General features: G+C 58.0%; 14 protein-coding genes. 6 read left to right on the top strand and 8 right to left on the bottom strand.

What is annotated here, in order from left to right; genetic code table 11:
• Positions 1 to 89: 89 nt before the first annotated feature.
• Genes wzc through H7R56_RS08770 form a run of 3 tightly spaced genes read right to left on the bottom strand, consistent with a single transcriptional unit; the run spans position 90 to position 3,837 of the window.
• A complete protein-coding gene (wzc, locus tag H7R56_RS08780; protein WP_106929515.1) occupies positions 90 to 2,252 on the bottom strand; it encodes a tyrosine-protein kinase Wzc in 2,163 nt (720 codons plus the stop codon).
• Between the two features lie 2 nt (positions 2,253 to 2,254).
• Complete coding sequence (gene wzb / locus H7R56_RS08775) at positions 2,255 to 2,698, bottom strand: low molecular weight protein-tyrosine-phosphatase Wzb (protein WP_106929513.1); 444 nt, start codon at positions 2,696 to 2,698, stop codon at positions 2,255 to 2,257.
• A gap of 5 nt (positions 2,699 to 2,703) precedes the next feature.
• The gene (locus tag H7R56_RS08770) at positions 2,704 to 3,837 is read right to left on the bottom strand and encodes a polysaccharide export protein (protein ID WP_106929511.1); all 1,134 of its coding nucleotides are present in this window, start codon (positions 3,835 to 3,837) and stop codon (positions 2,704 to 2,706) included.
• A gap of 641 nt (positions 3,838 to 4,478) precedes the next feature.
• On the opposite strand from H7R56_RS08770, the gene H7R56_RS08765 reads away from it, so the two are divergent.
• Complete coding sequence (locus tag H7R56_RS08765; RefSeq protein ID WP_106929509.1) at positions 4,479 to 6,059, top strand: TerC family protein; 1,581 nt, start codon at positions 4,479 to 4,481, stop codon at positions 6,057 to 6,059.
• Between the two features lie 57 nt (positions 6,060 to 6,116).
• On the opposite strand, the gene asmA is transcribed toward H7R56_RS08765, so the two are convergent.
• The 3 genes from asmA to udk form a co-directional block, all read right to left on the bottom strand.
• On the bottom strand, positions 6,117 to 7,967 hold the full coding sequence (asmA, locus tag H7R56_RS08760; protein WP_106929507.1) for an outer membrane assembly protein AsmA: 1,851 nt from the start codon (positions 7,965 to 7,967) through the stop codon (positions 6,117 to 6,119).
• Between the two features lie 26 nt (positions 7,968 to 7,993).
• Complete coding sequence (dcd, locus tag H7R56_RS08755; RefSeq protein ID WP_106929505.1) at positions 7,994 to 8,575, bottom strand: dCTP deaminase; 582 nt, start codon at positions 8,573 to 8,575, stop codon at positions 7,994 to 7,996.
• A gap of 77 nt (positions 8,576 to 8,652) precedes the next feature.
• Positions 8,653 to 9,294 (bottom strand): uridine kinase, encoded by a 642-nt coding sequence (gene udk, locus H7R56_RS08750; RefSeq protein WP_106929504.1) that lies wholly within the window; start codon positions 9,292 to 9,294, stop codon positions 8,653 to 8,655.
• 353 nt (positions 9,295 to 9,647) lie between these two features.
• On the opposite strand from udk, the gene H7R56_RS08745 reads away from it, so the two are divergent.
• Positions 9,648 to 11,918, top strand: a complete 2,271-nt coding sequence (locus tag H7R56_RS08745; protein ID WP_182928580.1) for a PAS domain S-box protein — start codon at positions 9,648 to 9,650, stop codon at positions 11,916 to 11,918.
• Here H7R56_RS08745 and alkA read toward each other — a convergent pair.
• A complete protein-coding gene (alkA, locus tag H7R56_RS08740) occupies positions 11,870 to 12,712 on the bottom strand; it encodes a DNA-3-methyladenine glycosylase 2 (RefSeq protein ID WP_106929500.1) in 843 nt (280 codons plus the stop codon). The genes H7R56_RS08745 and alkA overlap by 49 nt on opposite strands.
• Positions 12,713 to 12,860: 148 nt before the next feature.
• On the opposite strand from alkA, the gene yegD reads away from it, so the two are divergent.
• Entirely contained in the window at positions 12,861 to 14,213 is a 1,353-nt protein-coding gene (gene yegD / locus H7R56_RS08735) for a molecular chaperone (RefSeq protein WP_182928682.1), read from the top strand.
• Between the two features lie 82 nt (positions 14,214 to 14,295).
• Here yegD and H7R56_RS28030 read toward each other — a convergent pair whose 3' ends face one another.
• On the bottom strand, positions 14,296 to 14,355 hold the full coding sequence (locus H7R56_RS28030) for a type I toxin-antitoxin system Ibs family toxin (RefSeq protein WP_106929583.1): 60 nt from the start codon (positions 14,353 to 14,355) through the stop codon (positions 14,296 to 14,298).
• Positions 14,356 to 14,607: 252 nt separating this feature from the next.
• Here H7R56_RS28030 and H7R56_RS08725 point away from each other — a divergent pair, with 252 nt between their 5' ends.
• The 3 genes from H7R56_RS08725 to mdtC are packed head-to-tail and all read left to right on the top strand — an operon-like array spanning position 14,608 to position 22,067.
• Entirely contained in the window at positions 14,608 to 15,867 is a 1,260-nt protein-coding gene (locus H7R56_RS08725; RefSeq protein WP_182928579.1) for an MdtA/MuxA family multidrug efflux RND transporter periplasmic adaptor subunit, read from the top strand.
• Complete coding sequence (locus tag H7R56_RS08720; protein WP_106929497.1) at positions 15,867 to 18,989, top strand: MdtB/MuxB family multidrug efflux RND transporter permease subunit; 3,123 nt, start codon at positions 15,867 to 15,869, stop codon at positions 18,987 to 18,989. The genes H7R56_RS08725 and H7R56_RS08720 overlap by 1 nt, the downstream gene beginning before the upstream one ends.
• Positions 18,990 to 22,067, top strand: coding sequence for a multidrug efflux RND transporter permease subunit MdtC (gene mdtC, locus H7R56_RS08715; protein WP_106929495.1), 3,078 nt, complete (start codon positions 18,990 to 18,992; stop codon positions 22,065 to 22,067). It abuts the gene before it with no gap.

Here is a 22,067-nt window from a genome sequence, read left to right as displayed (position 1 = left end):
GTATATCCCTGAATAGGCAGTTGAGCGGTTATTCCCCTCACCCAGGCCCTCCCTCCACAGGGGTAAGGGTCGGGATGAGAGGGAAAAGACTATTTCGAATCCGACTGATACTCATACTCGTAGTAGCCGTAATCCTGATAACCGGTGGCACGGCGGAAGATCGAGTTAAGAATCACCCCTTTGACGACAATGCCGTTTTGCTCAAAGCGGCTCAGGCTGGTCTCCACCTCTTTCAGCGTGTTTACCGCGTAGCGCGTCACCATCAGCGTGGTGCCCGCATGGCGGCCCACGATAGCGGCATCGGTTACGGCAAGAATCGGTGGGGTATCAATCAGCACCAGGTCGTAGTTCGCACTCGCCCATTTCAGCAGTTCGCTAAAACGCTCGGCCATCAGCAGTTCAGACGGATTCGGCGGGATCTGTCCACGCGGCACGAGGTCAAGATTTGTGACCGCGGTTTTCTTCACGCAGTGCTCAATCGCCGTTTTGCCCACCAGCACCTCTGAAAGGCCGTTATCATTAGCGGTGCCAAGCAGCTCGTGGGCGTACCCTTTACGCATATCGCAGTCGATCATCAGTACCCGTTTATGGGTCTGGCTAATGACCGCCGCCAGGTTGGCGCAGACGAAGGTTTTACCGATAGACGGGCTGACCCCGGTCATCATCAGCACGTTGTTAGACGCCTGCATCATGGCGAAATGCAGACTGGTACGCAGGCTGCGGATGGCCTCAATCGCCAGATCGGTCGGGTTGCCCACCGCCAGCAGTTGGCTTTGTTTGTAGCGCTTCACGCCGTTCACGCTTTTGACGCTATCGCGCGATTTCTGCCATTCCGACAGCGGGATGCTCGCATAGACGTTGATACCGCGCTCTTCCAGCGTCTGCGGGCTTTCAATCCCTCGGTTAAACAACGAGCGCAGCAGTACGCCGACAATCGACAACATCAGGCCGAGAATAATACTGCCCAGAACGATCAGCGCTTTCTTCGGCTTCACAACCCCCGGCTGAGCGATCGCCGGATCGACGATGCGCACATCGCCGACGGTGCTGGCGCGGGTAATTTTCAACTCCTGCTGTTTATTCAGCAGCTGCATATAAACCTGTTGACCAGACTCGACGTCGCGGGTCAGGCGTACGATTTCCTGCTGGGTTTTCGGCATTGCCGTCACCCGTTTGCTCAGCTTCGCCTTTTCTTCTTCCAGCGCACGGCGCTTTTCCAGCAAAGTACGGTAGGCCGGGTGAATACGGGTATAAAGCTTGGAGATTTCCGCTTCGCGGAAGGTCAGTTCGTTCAGTTGGGCATCGATGTTAACCATCGAGTCCAGCACCGACTTCGCCTCCAGCGGCAGGTCAACGGAGTCTTTCTGCTGACGGTAGGCGTTGAGCTTGTTCTCCGCGACATCCAGCTGACTGCGCACCTGCGGCAGCTGGACTTCAAGGAACTCGAGACTTTTGGCCGCTTCTTCCGATTTACGTGCCACGTTTTGCGCGACATAGTTATGGGCGATGGTGTTGAGGATGTCGCGGATCCGATCCTTATCCTCCCCCACCATCGTCAGCGTCAACACGCCGGAATCTTTGCCATCTTCCGTCACGCTCAGGCTGTTTTGCAGCGTGTTAATCATCCCCAGCGTGGAGTACTTAGTGACGGTAAAACGCGCGCCCTCACGGGCGGTAATCCCGGCGACTACCAGCGATACACCATCTTTATTTAACGCTTCCCCCACTTTGCCCTCTGCGCTAAAGCCGTCATCATTGCTCAAGCGGTAGGCGGTGGGGCTCAGGACTTCCAGCGTAAACGTGCTGTCGGCCATCGCGACCGGACGATTGAAGGTCGTGACTTTCACCGTCTCATTCTGGCGTCCCATCAACCGCTCCCACCCGGCCCCGATGACAGGCAAGGTGTTCTTGCTGACTGCGATGTCCAGATCCAGATCGTCAACGGTTTTGCCCAGCACCAGGCGGGAGGTAATCATCTGGATTTCCGCCTCAGAGGCCGGGGGTTTGCTGGTCAGCGCGTTGCTGATATCCTGCACCAGCGCGCTGCCCTGATTTTGTTCAATACGCACCAGCGCATCGGCGCTGTAAATCGGCGTCGCGAACAGGGTGTAGATAATCGCCGCCACGGCAAACGCCGCGGTAACGCCAATAACCCACCACTTTCCCTCAACAACGGTGCCCACCAGGCGGCCAATATCAATCTCATCACCGCCCGAAGCCGGCGGACTTATCTGTTTTACTTTATCTGTCATGGTTATCCCTGCTGAGCTTTCAGTGCCTGCGCCCACTGGCTGGCAGACCTGTCGAGTAACTGGTACACCGCTTCAAACGCCTCCAGGCTTTTGCGATACGGATCGGGAATTTCGCGTTCGTTATCCCAATGCCCAAACAGCATCACTTTGCCGCGCATCTCGGGCGCCATTTCATGCAGGGTGGCAACGTGACGTTTCTCCATCGCCAGAATCAGATCGTAATCCCGACACATGCGCCCGGAGAGCTGCCGCGCACGGTGCCCCTCAAGTGAAACCGCATGTCCGGCAGCAACGCTGGCGGCACGCTCATCCGCCGCTTTGCCCACCAGCGCCCCCAGCCCCGCCGACTCGATGGTCATCGTCGGCAGATGACGGCGCAACAAGCGTTCCGCCGTCGGGGAACGGCAGATGTTCCCCACGCACACCACAAGAATTTTGTTAAACATGATGGTTACCAGGTATGAATGTCTTTCGCCGTGTCGGTCATGTAGCGAACGCCACTGATGGTCGGCAACAGTTGGTTGATCAGACGGTTCCAGCGGGCAACCGGTGCGGTCGTGACGTAAACCACGTCGTAAGGCTGCAGCACAAAGTTGGTCGCCATCACCAGCGAGGTCGCATCGGACATATCAAGCTGATAAATATTGGCCATTTTGCCGCCGTTACCCGCTTTGGTTGGACGAATCACGAAGATGCCGCTGGCGTCGGAGGTGGTCAGGTCGATCCCCTCGGCCTGGCCAAGCGCTTCGGTGAGCGTCATGCCGCTGAAGTCCATTTTGAGCGTGCTCTGTTTTTTCACTTCGCCCATCACGAAGACTTTCAGATCATCGTTGCGCGGGACGAACAGAATATCGCCCGGGTAAAGCAGCCGGTTCTGGCTCAGATCGCCGTTTTGCATCAGCGCCTGTACCGAGATGCGCTGCTCTTTGCCGTCATGCGTCAACACCACGTTGCGCCAGTCCGCCAGCTCGCTCAGTCCGCCCGCGGCGTTAAGCGCATCCAGTACGGTCAGCGGTACGTTGGTGATCGCCTGCTGTCCGGACTTGTTCACCTGCCCGGAGACATACACCTTTTGCGAGCGGAAGGCGGCAACGTTCACATCCACCTGAGGATCGGTAATGTAGGCGGCGAGACGTTGGGTGATGGTCTGACGAATTTCCGCCAGCGTGCGGCCTTTAACCTGCACCTTGCCAATGTAGGGATAGAAAATAGTGCCATCCGGCTGTACCCAGTTGCCGGTGTCGCTGGAACTACGATACTGCCCCGCCGGCGTCGTCAGCTCGGGGTGATCCCAGACGGTGACGTTCAGCACGTCGCCGGAGCCTACGCGGTACTGGTAATTGCTTAACTCCTGATCCAGCGACATGTTCGGCTGCGCGACGTTGGGACGCGGGCGTAATTGTTCAATCAGGCGCGGGGTCAGCGGATAAACATTCACCATCCGGCCAATGTCATAATCAGCATCCTGCTGCTTAATCACATCTTTTCCGTAGGTAGACATATTGCTGCCGGGAAGGATGGTGCAGCCACTCATCAAGGTTACCGACACCAATAATGGCATCAATTTTAGTTTGGATTTCATCATTGATTATTTATCACTTTGGCAGAAAATTATCCTGTGCGAATTAAATTAATCCGTACTCTTTGATTACCTTTAAATCCACGATGCCGATATTCCCCATGAAATGTAATTGGCATATATCCTAAAAAGACAGGGATTCATCCGCAGGCTATTGACAGAATAATTCAGGCTTTGCGTCACGCCTTCAGGCACGCTACCGCCCTTGGCTTCCAGCTACCAATTCACATAAAATTCATATTGTTATAGAAAGCACGGTCATTGCGAAATGAGCAGAAAATATTCCTGGATATATAATTACAGGAATTATCTCATCCGCATGACTATTTTATGCCGTACGTAAATGATTATTCCATTCAGCGTCGGAAGAATTGTTGCAGCTAAGTGAATAGCAGGCAAGGTTACCGCTGCTTAAAAAATATTTTTAAGAATAATATTAAGACCTAATAACGTTGAAGTTTTAGGATTTTCTTTATATTGACAATATAGGCTATTTATCTTTTTCGTTATTTATTTTAATTCAATTCAGCCGATTATTTTCGTCATATCCATAAGGTTTATCGTGATAAATCACCGGCAGACGTTGCATTTTGCCGCGGCTTTATCCATGATCAAATCGTCTTGTAACATAAGGTTTTAACCAACGTATGGAATGGATTGCCGATCCCTCTATTTGGGCGGGACTCGTGACGCTGGTCGTCATTGAGCTGGTTCTCGGAATTGATAATCTGGTGTTTATCGCCATCCTGGCGGAAAAACTGCCGCCTGCCCAGCGCGACCGGGCGCGCGTCACCGGGCTGATGCTGGCGATGGTCATGCGCCTTCTGCTTCTGGCCTCTATTTCGTGGCTGGTCACCCTCACCAAGCCGCTGTTTAGCCTCCGCGACTTCACCTTCAGCGCTCGCGATCTGATTATGCTGGTCGGCGGCTTCTTCCTGCTGTTTAAGGCTACGGTGGAGCTCAACGAGCGTCTGGAAGGCAAAGACAGCGATAGTCCAACGCAGCGGCGCGGAGCACGTTTCTGGCCGGTCGTTTTGCAAATTGTGGTGCTGGATGCGGTCTTCTCGCTCGATTCGGTGATCACCGCCGTCGGGATGGTTGACCATCTGGCGGTCATGATGGCTGCGGTCATTATCGCCATCAGCCTGATGCTGCTGGCCAGCAAGGCGCTGACCCGCTTTGTGAACAGCCACCCCACTATCGTTATTTTGTGCCTGAGCTTCCTGCTGATGATCGGCTTTAGCCTGGTCGCGGAAGGCTTCGGCGTCATCATTCCGAAAGGCTACCTGTACGCTGCGATTGGTTTCTCGGTGATGATCGAGTTTCTCAACCAGCTGGCAATCTTCAACCGACGCCGCTTCCTGAGCGCCAATCAGTCGCTGCGCAGCCGCACCACCGATGCGGTGCTGCGTTTATTAAGCGGCAAAAAAGAGGATGCTGAACTGGATGCTGGCACCGCATCGCTGCTGGTCGATCAGGATGACCAGCAGGTCTTTGACCCGCAGGAACGACGGATGATTGAGCGCGTGCTCAATCTCAATCAGCGCACCGTCAGCAGTATTATGACCTCGCGCCATGATATTGAGCATATCGACCTTAGCGCCCCGGAAAGCGACATTCGCGCCCTGCTGGAAAAAAACCAGCATACGCGTCTGGTGGTCACCGGCGGCGAAGATGAAGAAGACCTGCTCGGTGTGGTGCACGTTATCGATCTGCTGCAGCAGTCGCTGCGCGGCGAACCGCTGGATCTGCGCGTATTAATCCGCCAGCCGCTGGTCTTCCCGGAAGCGCTGCCGCTGCTGTCGGCGCTGGAGCAGTTCCGCAACGCGCGGACCCACTTCGCCTTTGTGGTGGATGAGTTCGGTTCCGTTGAAGGGGTGGTCACCTTAAGCGACGTGACGGAAACCATTGCTGGCAATCTGCCTAACGAGGCGGAGGAGATTGACGCCCGCCACGATATTCAGAAAAATGCCGACGGCAGCTGGACGGCCAACGGCCACATGCCGCTGGAAGACCTGGTGCAGTATGTGCCGTTGCCGCTGGATGAAAAGCGCGAGTATCACACCATTGCCGGGCTGCTCATGGAGCATCTGCAGCGCATTCCTAAAGCCGGCGAAGAGGTACAGATTGGCCGGTGGACGCTGAAAACCTTACAGGTTGAGAGCCACAGGGTGCAAAAAGTCCAGATTATCCCGCAGCCGCAGGAAGAGTGGGATTACGAAGTGTAAAGTGCGTTTCCGGCGTCGCGCGGTTGAACGCTGCGACGCCGGGTTAACGGCAGCGGGTTAAGGCTGATTTAACAGCTGTTTGACGTCCTTACCGGACTGCGTATTTTTATTACGCTCCGCCCAATCATTTAAGCGGCGTTTCGCTTCGTTTTGCAGCTGGCGACGCAGAATTTGATCAACCTGCAGGCTGTAATTTAGCGCCTCCCACTTACCGTAAACGCGCAGTGGGATGGCCGTCGATTTCAGAATATCGATGAGTCGGCCCTGACCCTGCCAGCCGTCAACAACCTGAATACCAAACTGCATGTCACCTTCTTCTTTCACCAGATTGAGCGTCCCTTTACCGGTTAACTGAATCAGCGACGATTTGCCCTGCAGGTTATTGAGCGTCAGCACGCCGTTATCGAGATCGATGTCGGTGCTCATTTCATCCAGACGCGTAGCGTTGTCATCGTTCTCCTGCGCGCGCACGTCGGTGCTGCGCTCAACGGCCTGCTGCACCAGCTGCTGGAAGTTCAGCCCCTCGGTGCGGGTATTTTTCATCTCAAGGTTCGCCTGCCCCTGCCAGTCGCGGCGGAAGTGGTTGGCATCAATCACCGAACCGGAGAAGTCCCCTGCCAGCGACATTTTACCGGTCATGTTAATGGCGTAATTAAAGGCCTTTAACAGGCTGCCGATTTCAATATTATCGAGCTTCGGCTGGAACGTCGCCTGCGGCGTACCGTCGCGGGCGTCCAGCGTGCCCGGCAGCGAAATCTGCCCGCCGGCCAGCGAACCTTCAAGCTGGGAAACACGCAGCAGACCGCGCTGGTTATCCGCCTGGATAGCCACATCGCTGAACGGCAGACCGCGCCAGATAACCTGTTTGGCCACCATGGACAGCGTACCGCTGAACCCGGTTAAACCGCTGTAAGGCGGTACATTGACGCCGTTGGCAATCACCGGACGCGGCAGCTTCGGCGCCGACTGCGCCTGCTGCGCGCCGCCGCCACTGCCGCTGAAGATATCGGCCCGCACCAGCAGATTATCGAGATTAAGCTTGTCAGACTGCAGTTTCAGCGACCAAACCGGCGCGTCGCCGAGCACCACGCTGCCCTCGCCTGCCAGCGAGCTGTCGTTGGCCGTCATATTCAGCGCGCTGAAGCTCAGCATCTTGCTGGCTTCCTGCCAGCTGGCATTAACGCTGCCGCTGCCGCTGATACCCTGCGACGGGAGATCGGCGCCCTGCAGCTGCCAGCTGATTTGCGACAGTTGGGCCTCAAGACTTTGCGGATAGTTGCCGGCCTGAACCTGAGCGGAGAAATTAAGGGATAAATCACGCTGGTCGCGATTAATGCGACCGGAGAAATCGACGCTCGCCTGGTGATGGGCATCTTGCTCCATTTGCAGGCGGATATCGCGCACGGTGATCTGCTCGTCATCCTCATGCTGGAACACCAGCACGCTATCAACAACCTGCAGCCCGGCAACATCAAACGACCAGCCGCGCTCGCCCGGCTCCTGCGGCAGCGTGGTGCCTTGCGGTGCCACCGGTGCGTTTTGGTCGCGAATAGCTTCGGTTTGCGGCGTTAGCTGCACCACCGCACCTTTCAACATCACCTGCTTCACCTGCAGCTGATGTGAAAGCAACGGCAGCAGCGCCACGTCAAGACGCATGTTATCAGCGCGCACCAGCGGCGCGCTGGCGCCGGGCGCGGTAAGGGCCATCCGGCCGGCCAGAATGCTCAGCCGCGGCCAGACGTGCCAGCGCAGGCCGCCCTCAAGCTGCAGCTGGTATCCGCTGCGCTCGGCCACCTGCTTCACCATATAGCTGCGGAAGTCGTTAGGATTGACCAGCAGCACCAGCGATGACAGGCCGGCAACCAGTACCACCAGCAGAATCATCAGCGTCGTTAATATTCTTCTCATGGCACCCTCACCCGCGTTGCGCTGGTTCAGTCTTTATCAATACGACTGGCAACCGCACCCTGCTGATCGCGATATTTAGCGTCTTCACGACGGTTATACGGGCGATCCGCCGGACCCGACAGCGGTTCGAAGCTCAGCGCGCCAATCAGCATTCCCGGACGCAGCGCCAGCGGCAGCTTGCCGGAGTTGTAGAATTCAAGCACGATGCAGCCCGACCAGCCGGGATCGATGCGGTGCGCGGTGACGTGCACCATCAGCCCCAGACGCGCCAGCGAGGAACGGCCGTCAAGCCAGCCCACCAGATCCGCCGGCAGCGTCACCGACTCCAGCGTGACCGCCAGCGCCAGTTCACCCGGATGCAGGTAGAAGGCATCGCCTTCGGCCAGCACAATCTCTTCGCTCATTACGCGATCCAGCGCCGCGCTAACTTCCGCCTTCGGCCCGCTTAAATCAATATAGGCGGCGGTATGGCCGCTGAAGGTGCGAAACTTGTTGCCTAACCGCACGTCAACGGTGGCACCATTGATACGCTCAATCGGCGGACGCGGGTTAATCGCCAGTCGGCCTTCATCCAGCCAGGCTTCTATATCTCGGTCACACAGACGCATATCACTCTCCTTTTGTACGACTGCCCTCTTCCATCACGGTTAAGGGCCCTTATTGCACGTTACACAATTCGTGTGAGTTATTCAAAAAACTGGCTAATTTTCGCTTTCAGAATGTCGATAGCAATACGGTTTTTGCCGCCGCGCGGAACGATGATATCGGCATACTGCTTCGACGGTTCGATAAACTGCAGGAACATCGGGCGTACCGTTTTCTGATATTGCGCCATCACCGAGTCCATCGAGCGACCACGCTCGTTAACATCGCGCTTGATGCGGCGCATCAGGCAGATATCCAGCGGCGTATCAACGAAAATGGAGAAGTTCATCTCTTCGCGCAGACGCGCGTCGGTCAGCAGCAGGATCCCCTCAAGGATGATCACTTTTTTCGGTTCGATGTGGATCGTTTCCTGCGTGCGGGTGTGGTCAACGTAGCTGTAAACCGGCAGTTCAATAGGGTTGCCGCGTTTCAGCGTTTGCAGATGCTGAAACAGCAGGCTGTGGTCCATCGCGTTCGGGTGGTCGTAGTTGGTTTTAACCCGCTCTTCCATGGACAGATGACTTTGGTCTTTGTAATAGCTGTCTTCAGGAATGACACCAATGTGCTCATCGCCCACCTGCTCGCGCAGTTCGCGATACAGCGTACTAGCAATAAGACTTTTACCTGAAGCCGATGCGCCGGCAATGCCTACAATGACGCACTGATGAGACTTATCAGTCATAAATTTTGCGACCCGATTAACCTGGATGATAGGAAGGACGGCACGAATAGACAATATTATTCAAGAGGAAACGATCTGAATAGACACGTGTATCAGCGCCAAACGCGGCAATTATAGGGATTTCGTCGCAACGATACCAGTCGAATGCATCGATCGGTGATGACAAAAGATGAAACGTCCGCGCGTCGGTTTCTGCTGCGCAAGACATTGATGAAATTAATATTACGGATGTAACTAATTGACGATTATTGTCAATTAGTGTCACAGATCTGATAAATAGCGCTAAAGTTGTTGCATAATCGGCACTCATCTCGGCATGGCCGGAGAGCGGTTGCCTCCGGAAAACAGTGGTAATGAAGAAAGAAACCAGCTTTATCCCTCTCCTCCCCGCCTCGCGGCAACGCACGTTGCAGATACTGTTTGGTCTGACTGTCGTGACGTTTTTATTCACCCTGTTTTCACTGTCGTTAATGCGCGTACCCAACGAGCTCTCGCCGGTCTGGTTCCCAACGGCCATCATGACGGCGGCGTTCTACCGTTTTAACAGCACGCTGTGGCCCTGTATTGGCATCGCTGGCGTACTGGGGATCATCGCCGCTACCGCCGTTGATGGCCCTGCACAGGTCGGGCTGTTTTATCCGCTGGCAAATCTGATGGAGGCGCTGGTGGGTGCGCTACTGCTGCGCCGCTGGCTGGTGGATGATAATCCGCTGAAAAATTTAGCCGACTGGACGCAAATGGCGATTGCCGCGGCGCTGATTCCCCCGTTCCTGGGCGGCATCCTGGTCGCCAGTTGGACGCCCGGCGACAACGCTTTCCAGACCCTGGTAGTGTGGATGCTGTCGGACGCCGCCGGTGCGCTGGCGCTGGTGCCGCTGGGGCTACTGATCCGCCCGGATTATTTCCAGCGCTATCGCAACCGCACGCTGCTGGCATCAACCCTACTGACCGCCATCCTCACGCTGGCACTAAGCGTGATTGCCATGCTGTACATGCCCTGGCCGTTCACCTTCATTATGGTGCTGATGATGTGGAGCGCAGTGCGGCTACCGCGCATTGAAGCCTTCCTGATTTTTCTGCTGACCATTATGACGGTATTGACGCTCTCTGCGCAGCACCCGTTGGTGCAGGAGATCATCGTAAACACACTTAACAGCTACCGGTTAAGCAATATGCTGGGGCTGCCGTTCCTGATGGTGCTGCTGCCTACCGGCGTGATGAGTATCGCCATGTACGCGGTGTACAGCGAGCGACGCCGTATTACGGAAAGCGAAACCCGTTTTCGCAACGCGATGGAATACTCGGCGGTCGGTATGGCGGTGGTCGACGCCTATGGTCAGTGGCTACAGGTGAATAAAGCGCTGGGCGTCTTTCTGGGTTACACCCCGGACGAGCTGCATCACATGACCTTCCAGCAGGTCACCTGGCCGGAAGATTTACCGCAGGACCTGGTACAGTTAGACCGTCTGGTGCGCGGTGAAATTGAGAGCTATTCGCTGGAAAAACGCTACCGCACGCGTCAGGGTGAAGCGGTCTGGGCGCTGCTGGCGGTCTCGCTGGTACGCAACAACGACGGTACGCCGCTGTACTTTATCCAGCAGATTGAAGACATCAACGACTTGAAAAAAAGCCGCGAGGCCAACAAGCGCCTGATGGCAGAGATTACCCACAACAACGAAGCGCTGTTCCAGGAAAAAGAGCGACTGCACATTACGCTGGATTCCATTCGTGAAGCAGTGATCAGTACCGACAGCCAGCAGAACATCACCTTTATGAACCCGGTCGCCGAGAAAATCAGCGGCTGGTCGCAGGCGGAAGCCCAGGGAAAATCGCTGCGCGAGGTGCTGAATATTACCTTTGGCGATAAGGGGCCGTCGCTGGAAAATCTGTACAGCGACGAAAACCTCGATAGCGATATCGAACTGAATAAAGTGCTGCATAACCGCTACGGAGGCAGCTTCGATATTCACCACAGCATGACGCCGCTCAGCACCCAGGAAGGCGAGCATATTGGTTTTGTGCTGGTTATCCAGGACGTAACCGAGTCACGCCGCCTGCTGCGTCAGCTGAGCTATAACGCCAGTCACGATGCGCTGACCGGCCTGCCCAACCGTTCAAGCTTCGAAAGCCAGCTTAAAGCGCTGCTGACGGCGCTACCGGGCGGCCACCAATCGCACGCGTTGATCATGCTGGATCTCGACTTCTTCAAGGCGGTCAACGACAGCGCTGGCCACGCCGCCGGTGATGCCCTGCTGCATGAAATCGCCGGGCTGATGCGCTCACAGCTGCGGCCGAGCGATATTCTGGCACGCCTCGGCGGCGATGAGTTCGGCTTTATTTTGCGCCACTGCTCTACCGAGCAGGCGCTGAATGCAACCGAGCGCATTGTTGAAGCCATCAAACATTACGAGTTTACCTGGGCCGGCCGTCGGCACCGCATCGGCGCCAGTGCCGGACTGACGTTGATCCATGAGCACAACGCTCAGTTGGCCGACGTGCTTGTGCAGGCCGATTCCGCCTGCTATGCCTCGAAGCATAACGGCCGCGGCATCGTGACGGTGTACAGCCCGCCGCGTCAGGTCGGCGACCAGCCGTCTGCATACCAGATATGCAATAACGCGTAGGAGCGCCACGGCTGCCAGCGCTCGGCGTAGCGGCGAATCTGCGCGGGCGTCATACCGGGAAAGCGCTGTTTAATCAGATAATCGTCCGGCAGGAAAATATCCTGCGCCTGCCAACCGCGCAGCGCAAAGTAGTTTGCAGTCCAGCGGCCGATTCCCGGGTACTGCTGGAGCGCACGAAGCGCCTGCTCGACATCATCCGGCAGGGTCAGCGGCAGTTCGCCGCTGGCCGCCGCGCGGGCAAAATGGATTAGCGCTTCAGCGCGCTTGAGCGGCATTCCCAGCGCCTTCAGCGCCAGTGGGTCACCCGCCGCCAGCCGCTCCGGTGTAGGAAATAAAGCAAAGCCGTCCGTCTGCGCCAGCGGTTCGCCGTACAGCGCCACCACTTTTGCCGCCAGCCGCGCGGCCATTTTCACGCTCACCAGTTGGCCAAGAATCGCCCTCACGCCCTGCTCGAAGGCATCAAATGCGCCGGGCAAGCGCAGCCCCGGCCTCCCTGCCGCCAGCGCCCCCAGCGCGCGCTGCACCTGCTGCGGATCGCAGTGCAAATCCAGCAGCCTCGTGACGCCTGCTAAGGCCTCGTCCGCCACCGGCAGCAGCCCGGCGGACAGCGTCACCCGAAGCCGTTGCTGCACGTCGTCCGGCGTCATGGTGATAAGCCCACAATGTGGCCCGCAGCGCCAGCTACGGGTATAGCTGTGCGCATGAAAATGCTCGATTCCCGCAACGGCACGCGCCTGTAAAAAACCAAACATCCAGCGCCAGTCGTACGGCGCTCGCCAGGGCAGTTCAAACATCGAGTCTCCTTATCTTAAGACAACGGGCGTAGCGTGACAGCATAGCCGCTAATCAACGCGAAAACCTTGCTTTCATATTCCAGTTGCCGCCATCCCCACATTCCGCTAAAGTCGCCCCCCTTTCTTCACTGGCATGGGGATGATTGACGTGTTTATTGGTTTTGACTACGGGACGGCGAACTGCTCTATCGCCGTGATGCAGGACGGCGCGCCGCGCATGCTGATGATGGAGAACGGCAGCACCCTGCTGCCGTCGATGCTGTCAGCGCCGACCCGCGAAGCGGTCAGCGAATGGCTGTATCGCCATCATCAGGTACCGGCCACGGGCGATGAAACCCTGGCCCTGCTGCGCCGCGCGATGAACTACAACCGCGATGAAGATATCGACGTCCTGAGCAACAGCGTGCAGTTTGGCCTGGCATCGCTCAAACAGTATATCGATGACCCGGAAGAGGTGTACTTCGTGAAGTCACCGAAATCCTTCCTCGGCGCCAGCGGCCTGAAGCCGCAGCAGGTTGCCGTTTTCGAAGATTTAGTGTGTTCGATGATGCTGCATATTCGCCAGCAGGCGCAGTCGCAGCTGCAGGATACCATCGAGCAGGCGGTGATTGGCCGCCCGATTAACTTCCAGGGGCTGGGCGGCGATGAAGCCAACGCGCAGGCGGTAGGTATTCTGCAGCGTGCGGCGAAACGCGCCGGTTTCCGCGACGTGGTTTTCCAGTATGAGCCAGTAGCTGCCGGGCTGGATTTTGAAGCCAGCCTCAGCGAGGAAAAACGGGTGCTGGTGGTGGATATCGGCGGCGGGACAACCGACTGCTCGGTGCTGCTGATGGGGCCGCAGTGGCGCGCCCGTCACGACCGCGAGCAGAGCCTGCTCGGCCACAGCGGCTGCCGCGTTGGCGGTAACGATCTGGATATCGCGCTGGCGTTCAAAAGCCTGATGCCGCTGCTCGGCATGGGCGGCGAAACGGAAAAAGGCATCGCCCTGCCGATCCTGCCGTGGTGGAACGCGGTCGCGATTAACGACGTGCCGGCGCAAACCGACTTCTACAGCGCCGCCAACGGCCGCCTGCTGCGCGATCTGGCGCGTGACGCCCGCGACGCCGATAAAGTCGCGCTGCTCTATAAAGTGTGGCAGCAGCGGTTAAGCTACCGTCTGGTGCGTAGCGCGGAAGAGAGCAAAATTGCATTGTCCGAAAGCGAACACATCGCAACCTCACTGCCGTTTATCAGCGATGAACTGGCGACCGCCATCAGCCAGGACGGTCTTGAAACGGCGCTGAACCAGCCGCTGACCCGCATTCTTGAGCAGGTACAGCTGGCGCTGGAAAACAGCAGCGAAAAACCGGACGTCATCTACTTAACCGGCGGCAGCGCCCGCTCGCCGCTGATTAAGAAAGCGCTGGCCCAACAGCTGCCCGGCATTCCGATTGCCGGCGGCGACGATTTTGGCTCGGTAACCGCCGGTCTGGCACGCTGGGCGCAGGTGGTCTTCGCCTGATGGTTCGCCGTTGACTTCGTTGTTTTTTCGACCTATGGTAAAGGAATGAGGGTAAGGGAGGATTTCTCCTCCCCCTGGTGTCTTAGTAAGCCGGTAAGCTAATCACTAAGAGTATCACCAGTATGATGAAGTACCTCATCATAACCCTTTCCTTATAAAAGGCCCCTTCGTCAGGAGGGGCTTTCCTGTTTTAGCGCCCTGCTAAACGCCGCCGACGGTAGCACGTGCGGCGGCGGCGCGGTTTTTCATCGTTGGGGATTGCGAGGCGGCTCGTAAAGCTGACGCGATTCAGACGATTCCTTCCGTCTTTCATATTTCCTCCATTTTTTCTGAGCGTTCCGTTACTAAACTAGTATCATTTCGTGGAATGATTCAGGACGAGACACGTATAACAATGAAAGGCAGTCATAAGATTCGCTGGCGAGTAGCGCTGGCCGTGCTGGTAGTGGCCGCTGGGGCGATAGGCATCTGGCATTTCAGCAGCAATTCCGACACTTCAGGCGCAGCGAAACCGGCAGGGGCCGCCCCGGCCGGTGGTGGACGTCACGGCGGGCGTTTTGGCGGCGCACTCGCGCCGGTACAGGCCGCAACCGCCACCAGCGAAGCCGTTCCGCGCTACCTCAGCGGGCTGGGTACCATTACGGCCGCCAACACCGTGACCGTGCGTAGCCGCGTCGACGGGCAGCTCAAAGCCATTCACTTCCAGGAAGGCCAGCAGGTCAAAGCCGGCGATCTGCTGGCAGAAATCGATCCTAGTCAGTTTAAAGTCGCGCTCGCTCAGGCGCAGGGTCAGTTGGCTAAAGACAAAGCAACGCTGGCCAACGCGCGCCGCGATCTGGCCCGCTATCAGCAGCTGGCAAAAACCAACCTGGTTTCGCGCCAGGAGCTGGATACCCAGCAGTCGCTGGTCAGCGAAACCGAAGGTACGATTAAGGCCGACGAAGCCGCCGTCGCCAGCGCGCAGCTGCAGCTTGACTGGAGCCGTATCACCGCACCGATCGACGGCCGCGTAGGTCTGAAACAGGTCGATATCGGCAACCAGATCTCCAGCGGCGACACCACCGGCATCGTGGTGCTGACGCAAACGCACCCTATCGATCTGGTCTTCACCCTGCCGGAAAATGATATCGCAACCGTCGTGGCGGCACAAAAAGCCGGGCAAACGCTGGCGGTGGAAGCGTGGGATCGCACCAACAAACGCAAACTCAGCGACGGCACGCTGCTGAGCCTCGACAACCAGATTGACGCCACCACCGGCACCATCAAGCTGAAAGCGCGTTTTAACAACCAGGACGATGCCCTGTTCCCGAACCAGTTTGTTAACGCCCGTATGCTGGTCGATACCCAGCAAAATGCGGTGGTAATCCCTGCCGCTGCGCTGCAAATGGGTAACGATGGCCACTTTGTCTGGGTGCTGAACAGCGACAACAAGGTCAGCAAACACACCGTGACGCCGGGGATTCAGGATAGCCAGAAAGTGGTCGTCGACGCCGGGCTCTCCGCGGGCGATCGCGTGGTGACCGACGGTATTGACCGCTTAACCGAAGGTGCGAAAGTGGAAGTCGTTACCGCCCACGATGCCGCTACCGCCAATGCGGAGAAACCGGCCGCCGCCGAGGGCCGCTCTGCGGGCCATAAAGGAGCGCGTGGCTGATGCAAGTATTACCGCCGAGCAATACTGGCGGCCCATCCCGCCTGTTTATTATGCGCCCGGTCGCCACCACCCTGCTGATGGTGGCGATCCTGCTGGCCGGGATCATCGGCTACCGTTTCCTGCCCGTTTCCGCGCTGCCGGAAGTGGACTATCCGACCATTCAGGTCGTCACCCTGTATCCGGGCGCCAGCCCGGATGTGGTGACGTCGGCGATTACCGCGCCGCTTGAGCGTCAGTTTGGCCAGATGTCCGGCCTCAAGCAGATGTCGTCGCAGAGCTCCGGCGGCGCATCGGTCGTCACCCTTCAGTTCCAGCTGACGCTCCCGCTGGACGTCGCCGAGCAGGAAGTGCAGGCGGCGATTAACGCCGCCACCAACCTGTTGCCGAGCGATCTGCCTAATCCACCGGTTTACAGCAAGGTCAACCCGGCGGATCCGCCGATAATGACCCTCGCCGTCACCTCGTCCGCCACGCCGATGACGGAAGTGGAAGATATGGTGGAAACCCGCGTAGCGCAGAAAATCTCCCAGGTCTCCGGCGTCGGGCTGGTCACGCTGGCGGGCGGCCAACGTCCGGCGGTGCGCGTGAAGCTCAACGCTCAGGCCATTGCCGCACTGGGGCTGACCAGCGAAGATATTCGCACCGCCATCACCAGCGCCAACGTCAACTCCGCAAAAGGCAGCCTCGACGGCCCGGCGCGCGCGGTAACGCTTTCGGCAAACGATCAGATGCAGTCCGCGCAGGAATACCGTCAGCTGATCGTCGCCTATAAAAACGGCGCGCCAATTCGCCTTGGCGACGTAGCGACCATTGAGCAAGGTGCAGAGAATACCTGGCTTGGCGCGTGGGCCAATAAAAAACAGGCCATCGTGATGAACGTGCAACGTCAGCCGGGCGCGAATATCATCTCGACCGCGGACAGCATTCGTCAGATGCTGCCGCAGCTGACCGAAAGTTTGCCGAAATCAGTCAACGTTGAGGTGCTCTCTGACCGCACCACCAACATTCGCGCTTCAGTGTCCGACACGCAGTTCGAACTGATGCTGGCGATTGCGCTGGTGGTCATGATTATTTATCTGTTCCTGCGTAACGTCCCGGCGACGATCATTCCCGGGGTCGCCGTACCGCTGTCGCTGGTCGGCACGTTTGCGGTCATGGTGTTTCTCGACTTCTCTATCAACAACCTGACGTTAATGGCGCTGACTATCGCCACCGGCTTCGTGGTCGATGATGCGATTGTGGTTATCGAGAACATCTCACGCTATATCGAAAAGGGCGAGAAACCGATGGCCGCGGCGCTGAAAGGCGCGGGCGAGATTGGCTTTACCATCATCTCACTGACCTTCTCCCTGATCGCAGTGCTGATCCCGCTGCTGTTTATGGGCGATATTGTCGGTCGTCTGTTCCGTGAATTTGCTGTCACTCTCGCGGTGGCGATACTGATATCCGCGGTGGTGTCGTTAACCCTGACGCCGATGATGTGCGCAAGGATGCTGAGCCACGAATCACTGCGCAAACAGAATCGGTTCTCACGCGCCAGCGAGCGATTCTTTGACCGGGTGATTGCCGTCTACGGCCATCTGCTGGCGCGCGTACTCAACCATCCATGGCTGACGCTGAGCGTAGCGCTGGGCACGCTGGCGCTGTCGGTTATCCTGTGGATAACGATTCCCAAAGGCTTTTTCCCGATTCAGGATAACGGCATTATCCAGGGGACCCTACAAGCGCCGCAGTCGGTTTCATTCGCCAGCATGGCGCAACGTCAGCAAACGGTGGCTGACGCCATTTTGAAAGACCCGGCGGTAGAAAGTCTGACCTCCTTTGTGGGCGTCGACGGCACCAACCCGGCGCTAAACAGCGCACGTCTGCAAATTAACCTCAAACCGCTCAGCGAACGCGATGACCGCGTTCAGACGGTCATCGGCCGCCTGCAGCAATCGGTTGACCGCATTCCCGGGGTCGAGCTGTATTTACAGCCGACGCAGGATTTAACCATCGACACCACCGTCAGCCGCACCCAGTACCAGTTTACGCTGCAGGCCAATTCGCTGGACGCGCTGAGCGAGTGGGTTCCGCAGCTGATGGCCGAACTGCAGACGCTGCCGCAGCTTTCCGACGTCAGCAGCGACTGGCAGGACAAAGGGCTGGTCGCCTACGTTAACGTTGACCGCGACAGCGCCAGCCGTCTCGGCATTTCAATGGCCGACGTCGACAACGCGTTGTACAACGCCTTTGGCCAGCGGCTGATTTCAACCATTTACACCCAGGCCAACCAGTACCGCGTGGTGCTGGAGCATGACACCCGCGCAACGCCGGGGCTGGCGGCGCTGGATAACGTGCGCCTGACCAGCAGCGACGGCGGCATCGTACCGCTGACCGCCATTGCTAAGGTTGAGCAGCGCTTTGCGCCGCTGTCGATCAATCATCTCGATCAGTTCCCGGTGACCACCATCTCGTTCAACGTGCCGGATAACTATTCGCTGGGTGACGCGGTGCAGGCAATCATGGACTCGGAGAAAACGCTGAATTTCCCGGCCGATATCCGCACCGAGTTCCAGGGCAGCACCCTCGCCTTCCAGTCGGCGCTCAGCAGCACCGTCTGGCTGGTGGTTGCGGCGGTCGTCGCGATGTACATTGTGCTGGGCGTACTGTATGAAAGCTTTATTCACCCGATCACCATTCTCTCGACCCTGCCGACGGCAGGCGTCGGCGCCCTGCTGGCGCTGATGATTGCGGGCAACGAGCTGGACGTGATCGCCATCATCGGGATAATTCTGTTGATCGGCATCGTGAAGAAAAACGCAATCATGATGATCGACTTTGCGCTCGCCGCCGAACGCGAACAAGGGATGGCGCCGCGAGAAGCTATCTATCAGGCCTGCCTGCTGCGTTTTCGCCCTATTCTGATGACCACGCTGGCCGCCCTGCTCGGCGCACTGCCGCTGATGCTGAGTACCGGCGTCGGCGCCGAACTGCGTCGCCCGTTGGGGATCGGTATGGTCGGCGGGCTGCTGGTTAGCCAGGTGCTGACGCTGTTCACCACGCCGGTTATCTACCTGCTGTTCGATCGTCTGTCGCTGTACCTGAAAAGCCGATTCCCGCACCGTGAAGAGGAAGCGTAAGTGAAATTTTTTGCGCTCTTCATTTACCGCCCGGTAGCGACGATTTTGATTTCCGTCGCCATCACGCTGTGCGGCGTGCTGGGCTTTCGTCTACTGCCGGTCGCGCCGCTGCCGCAAGTCGATTTCCCGGTGATAATGGTCAGCGCCTCGCTGCCGGGGGCCTCGCCGGAAACCATGGCCTCGTCCGTCGCCACGCCGCTGGAGCGGTCGTTGGGGCGTATTGCGGGCGTGAACGAAATGACCTCCAGCAGTTCGCTGGGCAGCACGCGAATCATTCTGGAATTTAATTTCGACCGCGACATCAACGGCGCTGCGCGTGACGTGCAGGCGGCGATCAACGCCGCGCAAAACCTGCTGCCGAGCGGCATGCCGAGCCGTCCGACCTACCGCAAGGCCAATCCGTCAGATTCGCCGATTATGATCCTGACGCTGACCTCGGACACCTACTCGCAGGGCGAACTGTACGATTTCGCTTCCACCCAATTGGCGCAAAGCATCGCGCAGATTGACGGCGTCGGCGATGTAGACGTTGGCGGTAGCTCGTTGCCCGCCGTTCGCGTCGACCTCAATCCGCAGGCGCTGTTTAACCAGGGCGTGTCGCTGGATGCGGTACGCACCGCCATCAGCAACGCTAACGTGCGCAAGCCGCAGGGGGCCATTGACGACAGTACCCAGCGTTGGCAGGTGCAAACCAACGATGAGCTGAAAAAAGCGGCCGAATATCAGCCGCTGATTGTGCACTATAACAACGGCGCAGCGGTGCGTCTGGGCGACGTGGCAACGGTCAGCGACTCGGTACAGGATGTGCGCAACGCCGGGATGACCAACGCCAAACCGGCCATTCTGCTGATGATCCGCAAGCTGCCGGAAGCCAATATTATCGACACCGTTGACCGGATCCGCGCCGAGCTGCCGGAACTTCAGCAGACCATTCCGGCGGCCATTGACCTGCAAATCGCTCAGGACCGTTCCCCGACCATTCGCGCCTCACTCGAAGAAGTGGAACAGACGCTGGTGATTTCGGTGGCGCTGGTGATTCTGGTGGTGTTCCTGTTCCTGCGATCCGGCCGCGCGACGCTGATTCCGGCGGTCGCGGTACCGGTGTCGCTTATCGGCACCTTCGCCGCCATGTACCTTTGCGGCTTTAGCCTCAACAACCTGTCCCTGATGGCGCTGACCATCGCCACCGGCTTTGTGGTGGATGATGCCATCGTGGTGCTGGAGAACATTTCCCGCCACCTGGAAGCGGGCATGAAACCGCTACAGGCAGCGCTGCAGGGTAGCCGTGAAGTCGGCTTTACCGTGCTGTCGATGAGCGTGTCGCTGGTGGCGGTGTTCCTGCCGCTGCTGCTGATGGGCGGCCTGCCCGGCAGGCTGCTGCGTGAGTTTGCCGTGACGCTGTCGGTCGCGATCGGGATTTCGCTCGCCGTCTCGCTGACCCTCACGCCGATGATGTGCGGCTGGATGCTGAAATCCAGCCGAGCGCATACCCCTAACCGTAACAAAGGCATCGGCCGCCTGCTGATTGCCATGCAGCGCGGCTATGCCAAATCGCTGCACTGGGTGCTGGCGCACGCCCGGCTGGTGGGCGTCGTGTTCCTTGCCACCATCGCGCTGAACATATGGCTGTACATCTCAATCCCCAAAACCTTTTTCCCGGAGCAGGATACCGGCGTACTGATGGGCGGCATTCAGGCCGACCAGAGCATCTCTTTCCAGGCGATGCGCGGTAAGCTTCAGGATTTTATGAAAATTATCCGTGAGGATCCGGCGGTAGATAACGTCACCGGCTTTACCGGCGGCTCGCGCGTGAACAGCGGCATGATGTTTATCACCCTCAAACCGCGCGACGTACGTCAGGCATCGGCGCAGCAGATTATCGATCGGCTGCGTAAAAAGCTCGCCAAAGAGCCGGGCGCGAACCTGTTCTTAATGGCGGTACAGGATATCCGCGTCGGCGGCCGTCAGGCCAACGCCAGCTACCAGTACACGCTGCTGTCGGACGATCTTAGCGCCCTGCGCGAATGGGAGCCTAAGATCCGCAAAGCGCTGGCCGCGCTGCCGGAACTGGCGGACGTCAACTCGGATCAGCAGGACAACGGCGCGGAAATGGACCTGGTCTACGATCGGGAAACGATGTCGCGGCTGGGCATCAGCGTGGAAGCCGCCAACAGCCTGCTGAACAACGCCTTCGGTCAGCGACAGATATCCACTATCTATCAGCCGTTGAACCAGTACAAAGTGGTGATGGAGGTCGACCCGGTCTATACCCAGGACGTCAGCGCGCTGGATAAAATGTTTGTCATCAACGGCGAAGGCAAAGCGATCCCGCTGTCCTACTTTGCTAAATGGCAGCCGGCAAACGCCCCGCTGTCGGTTAACCACCAGGGGCTGTCAGCAGCCTCAACCGTTTCCTTCAACCTGCCGACCGGGAAATCGCTGTCAGAAGCCAGCGATGCGATTAACCGTACCATGACGCAGCTTGGCGTCCCCTCAACGGTTCGCGGTTCGTTTGCCGGGACGGCGCAGGTGTTCCAGGATACGATGAACTCGCAGGTGATCCTGATTATCGCCGCCATTGCCACGGTCTATATCGTGCTGGGTATTCTGTACGAAAGCTACGTCCACCCGCTGACCATTCTCTCTACCCTGCCCTCGGCTGGCGTCGGGGCGCTGCTGGCGCTGGAGCTGTTCAATGCCCCGTTCAGCCTAATTGCCTTAATCGGGATCATGCTATTAATTGGCATTGTGAAGAAAAACGCCATCATGATGGTCGACTTCGCCCTTGAGGCGCAGCGAAACGGCAATCTGCCGCCGGAGCAGGCGATATTCCAGGCCTGCCTGCTGCGTTTCCGCCCGATTATGATGACCACGCTGGCGGCGCTGTTTGGCGCACTGCCGCTGGTGCTCTCGGGGGGCGATGGTTCAGAACTGCGCCAGCCGCTGGGGATTACGATCGTCGGTGGGCTGGCGATGAGCCAGCTGTTAACGCTCTATACCACGCCGGTGGTATATCTGTTCTTCGATCGTCTGCGTCTGCGTTTTTCACGTCAACCCCGACAATCGGCAACGGAATAA

It is taken from the genome of Klebsiella sp. WP3-W18-ESBL-02 (genome assembly GCF_014168815.1).
Classification (GTDB): domain Bacteria; phylum Pseudomonadota; class Gammaproteobacteria; order Enterobacterales; family Enterobacteriaceae; genus Kluyvera; species Kluyvera ascorbata_B.
Note: the sequence above shows the minus strand (reverse complement) of the source record. Positions and strands in the feature narration are given on the sequence as shown.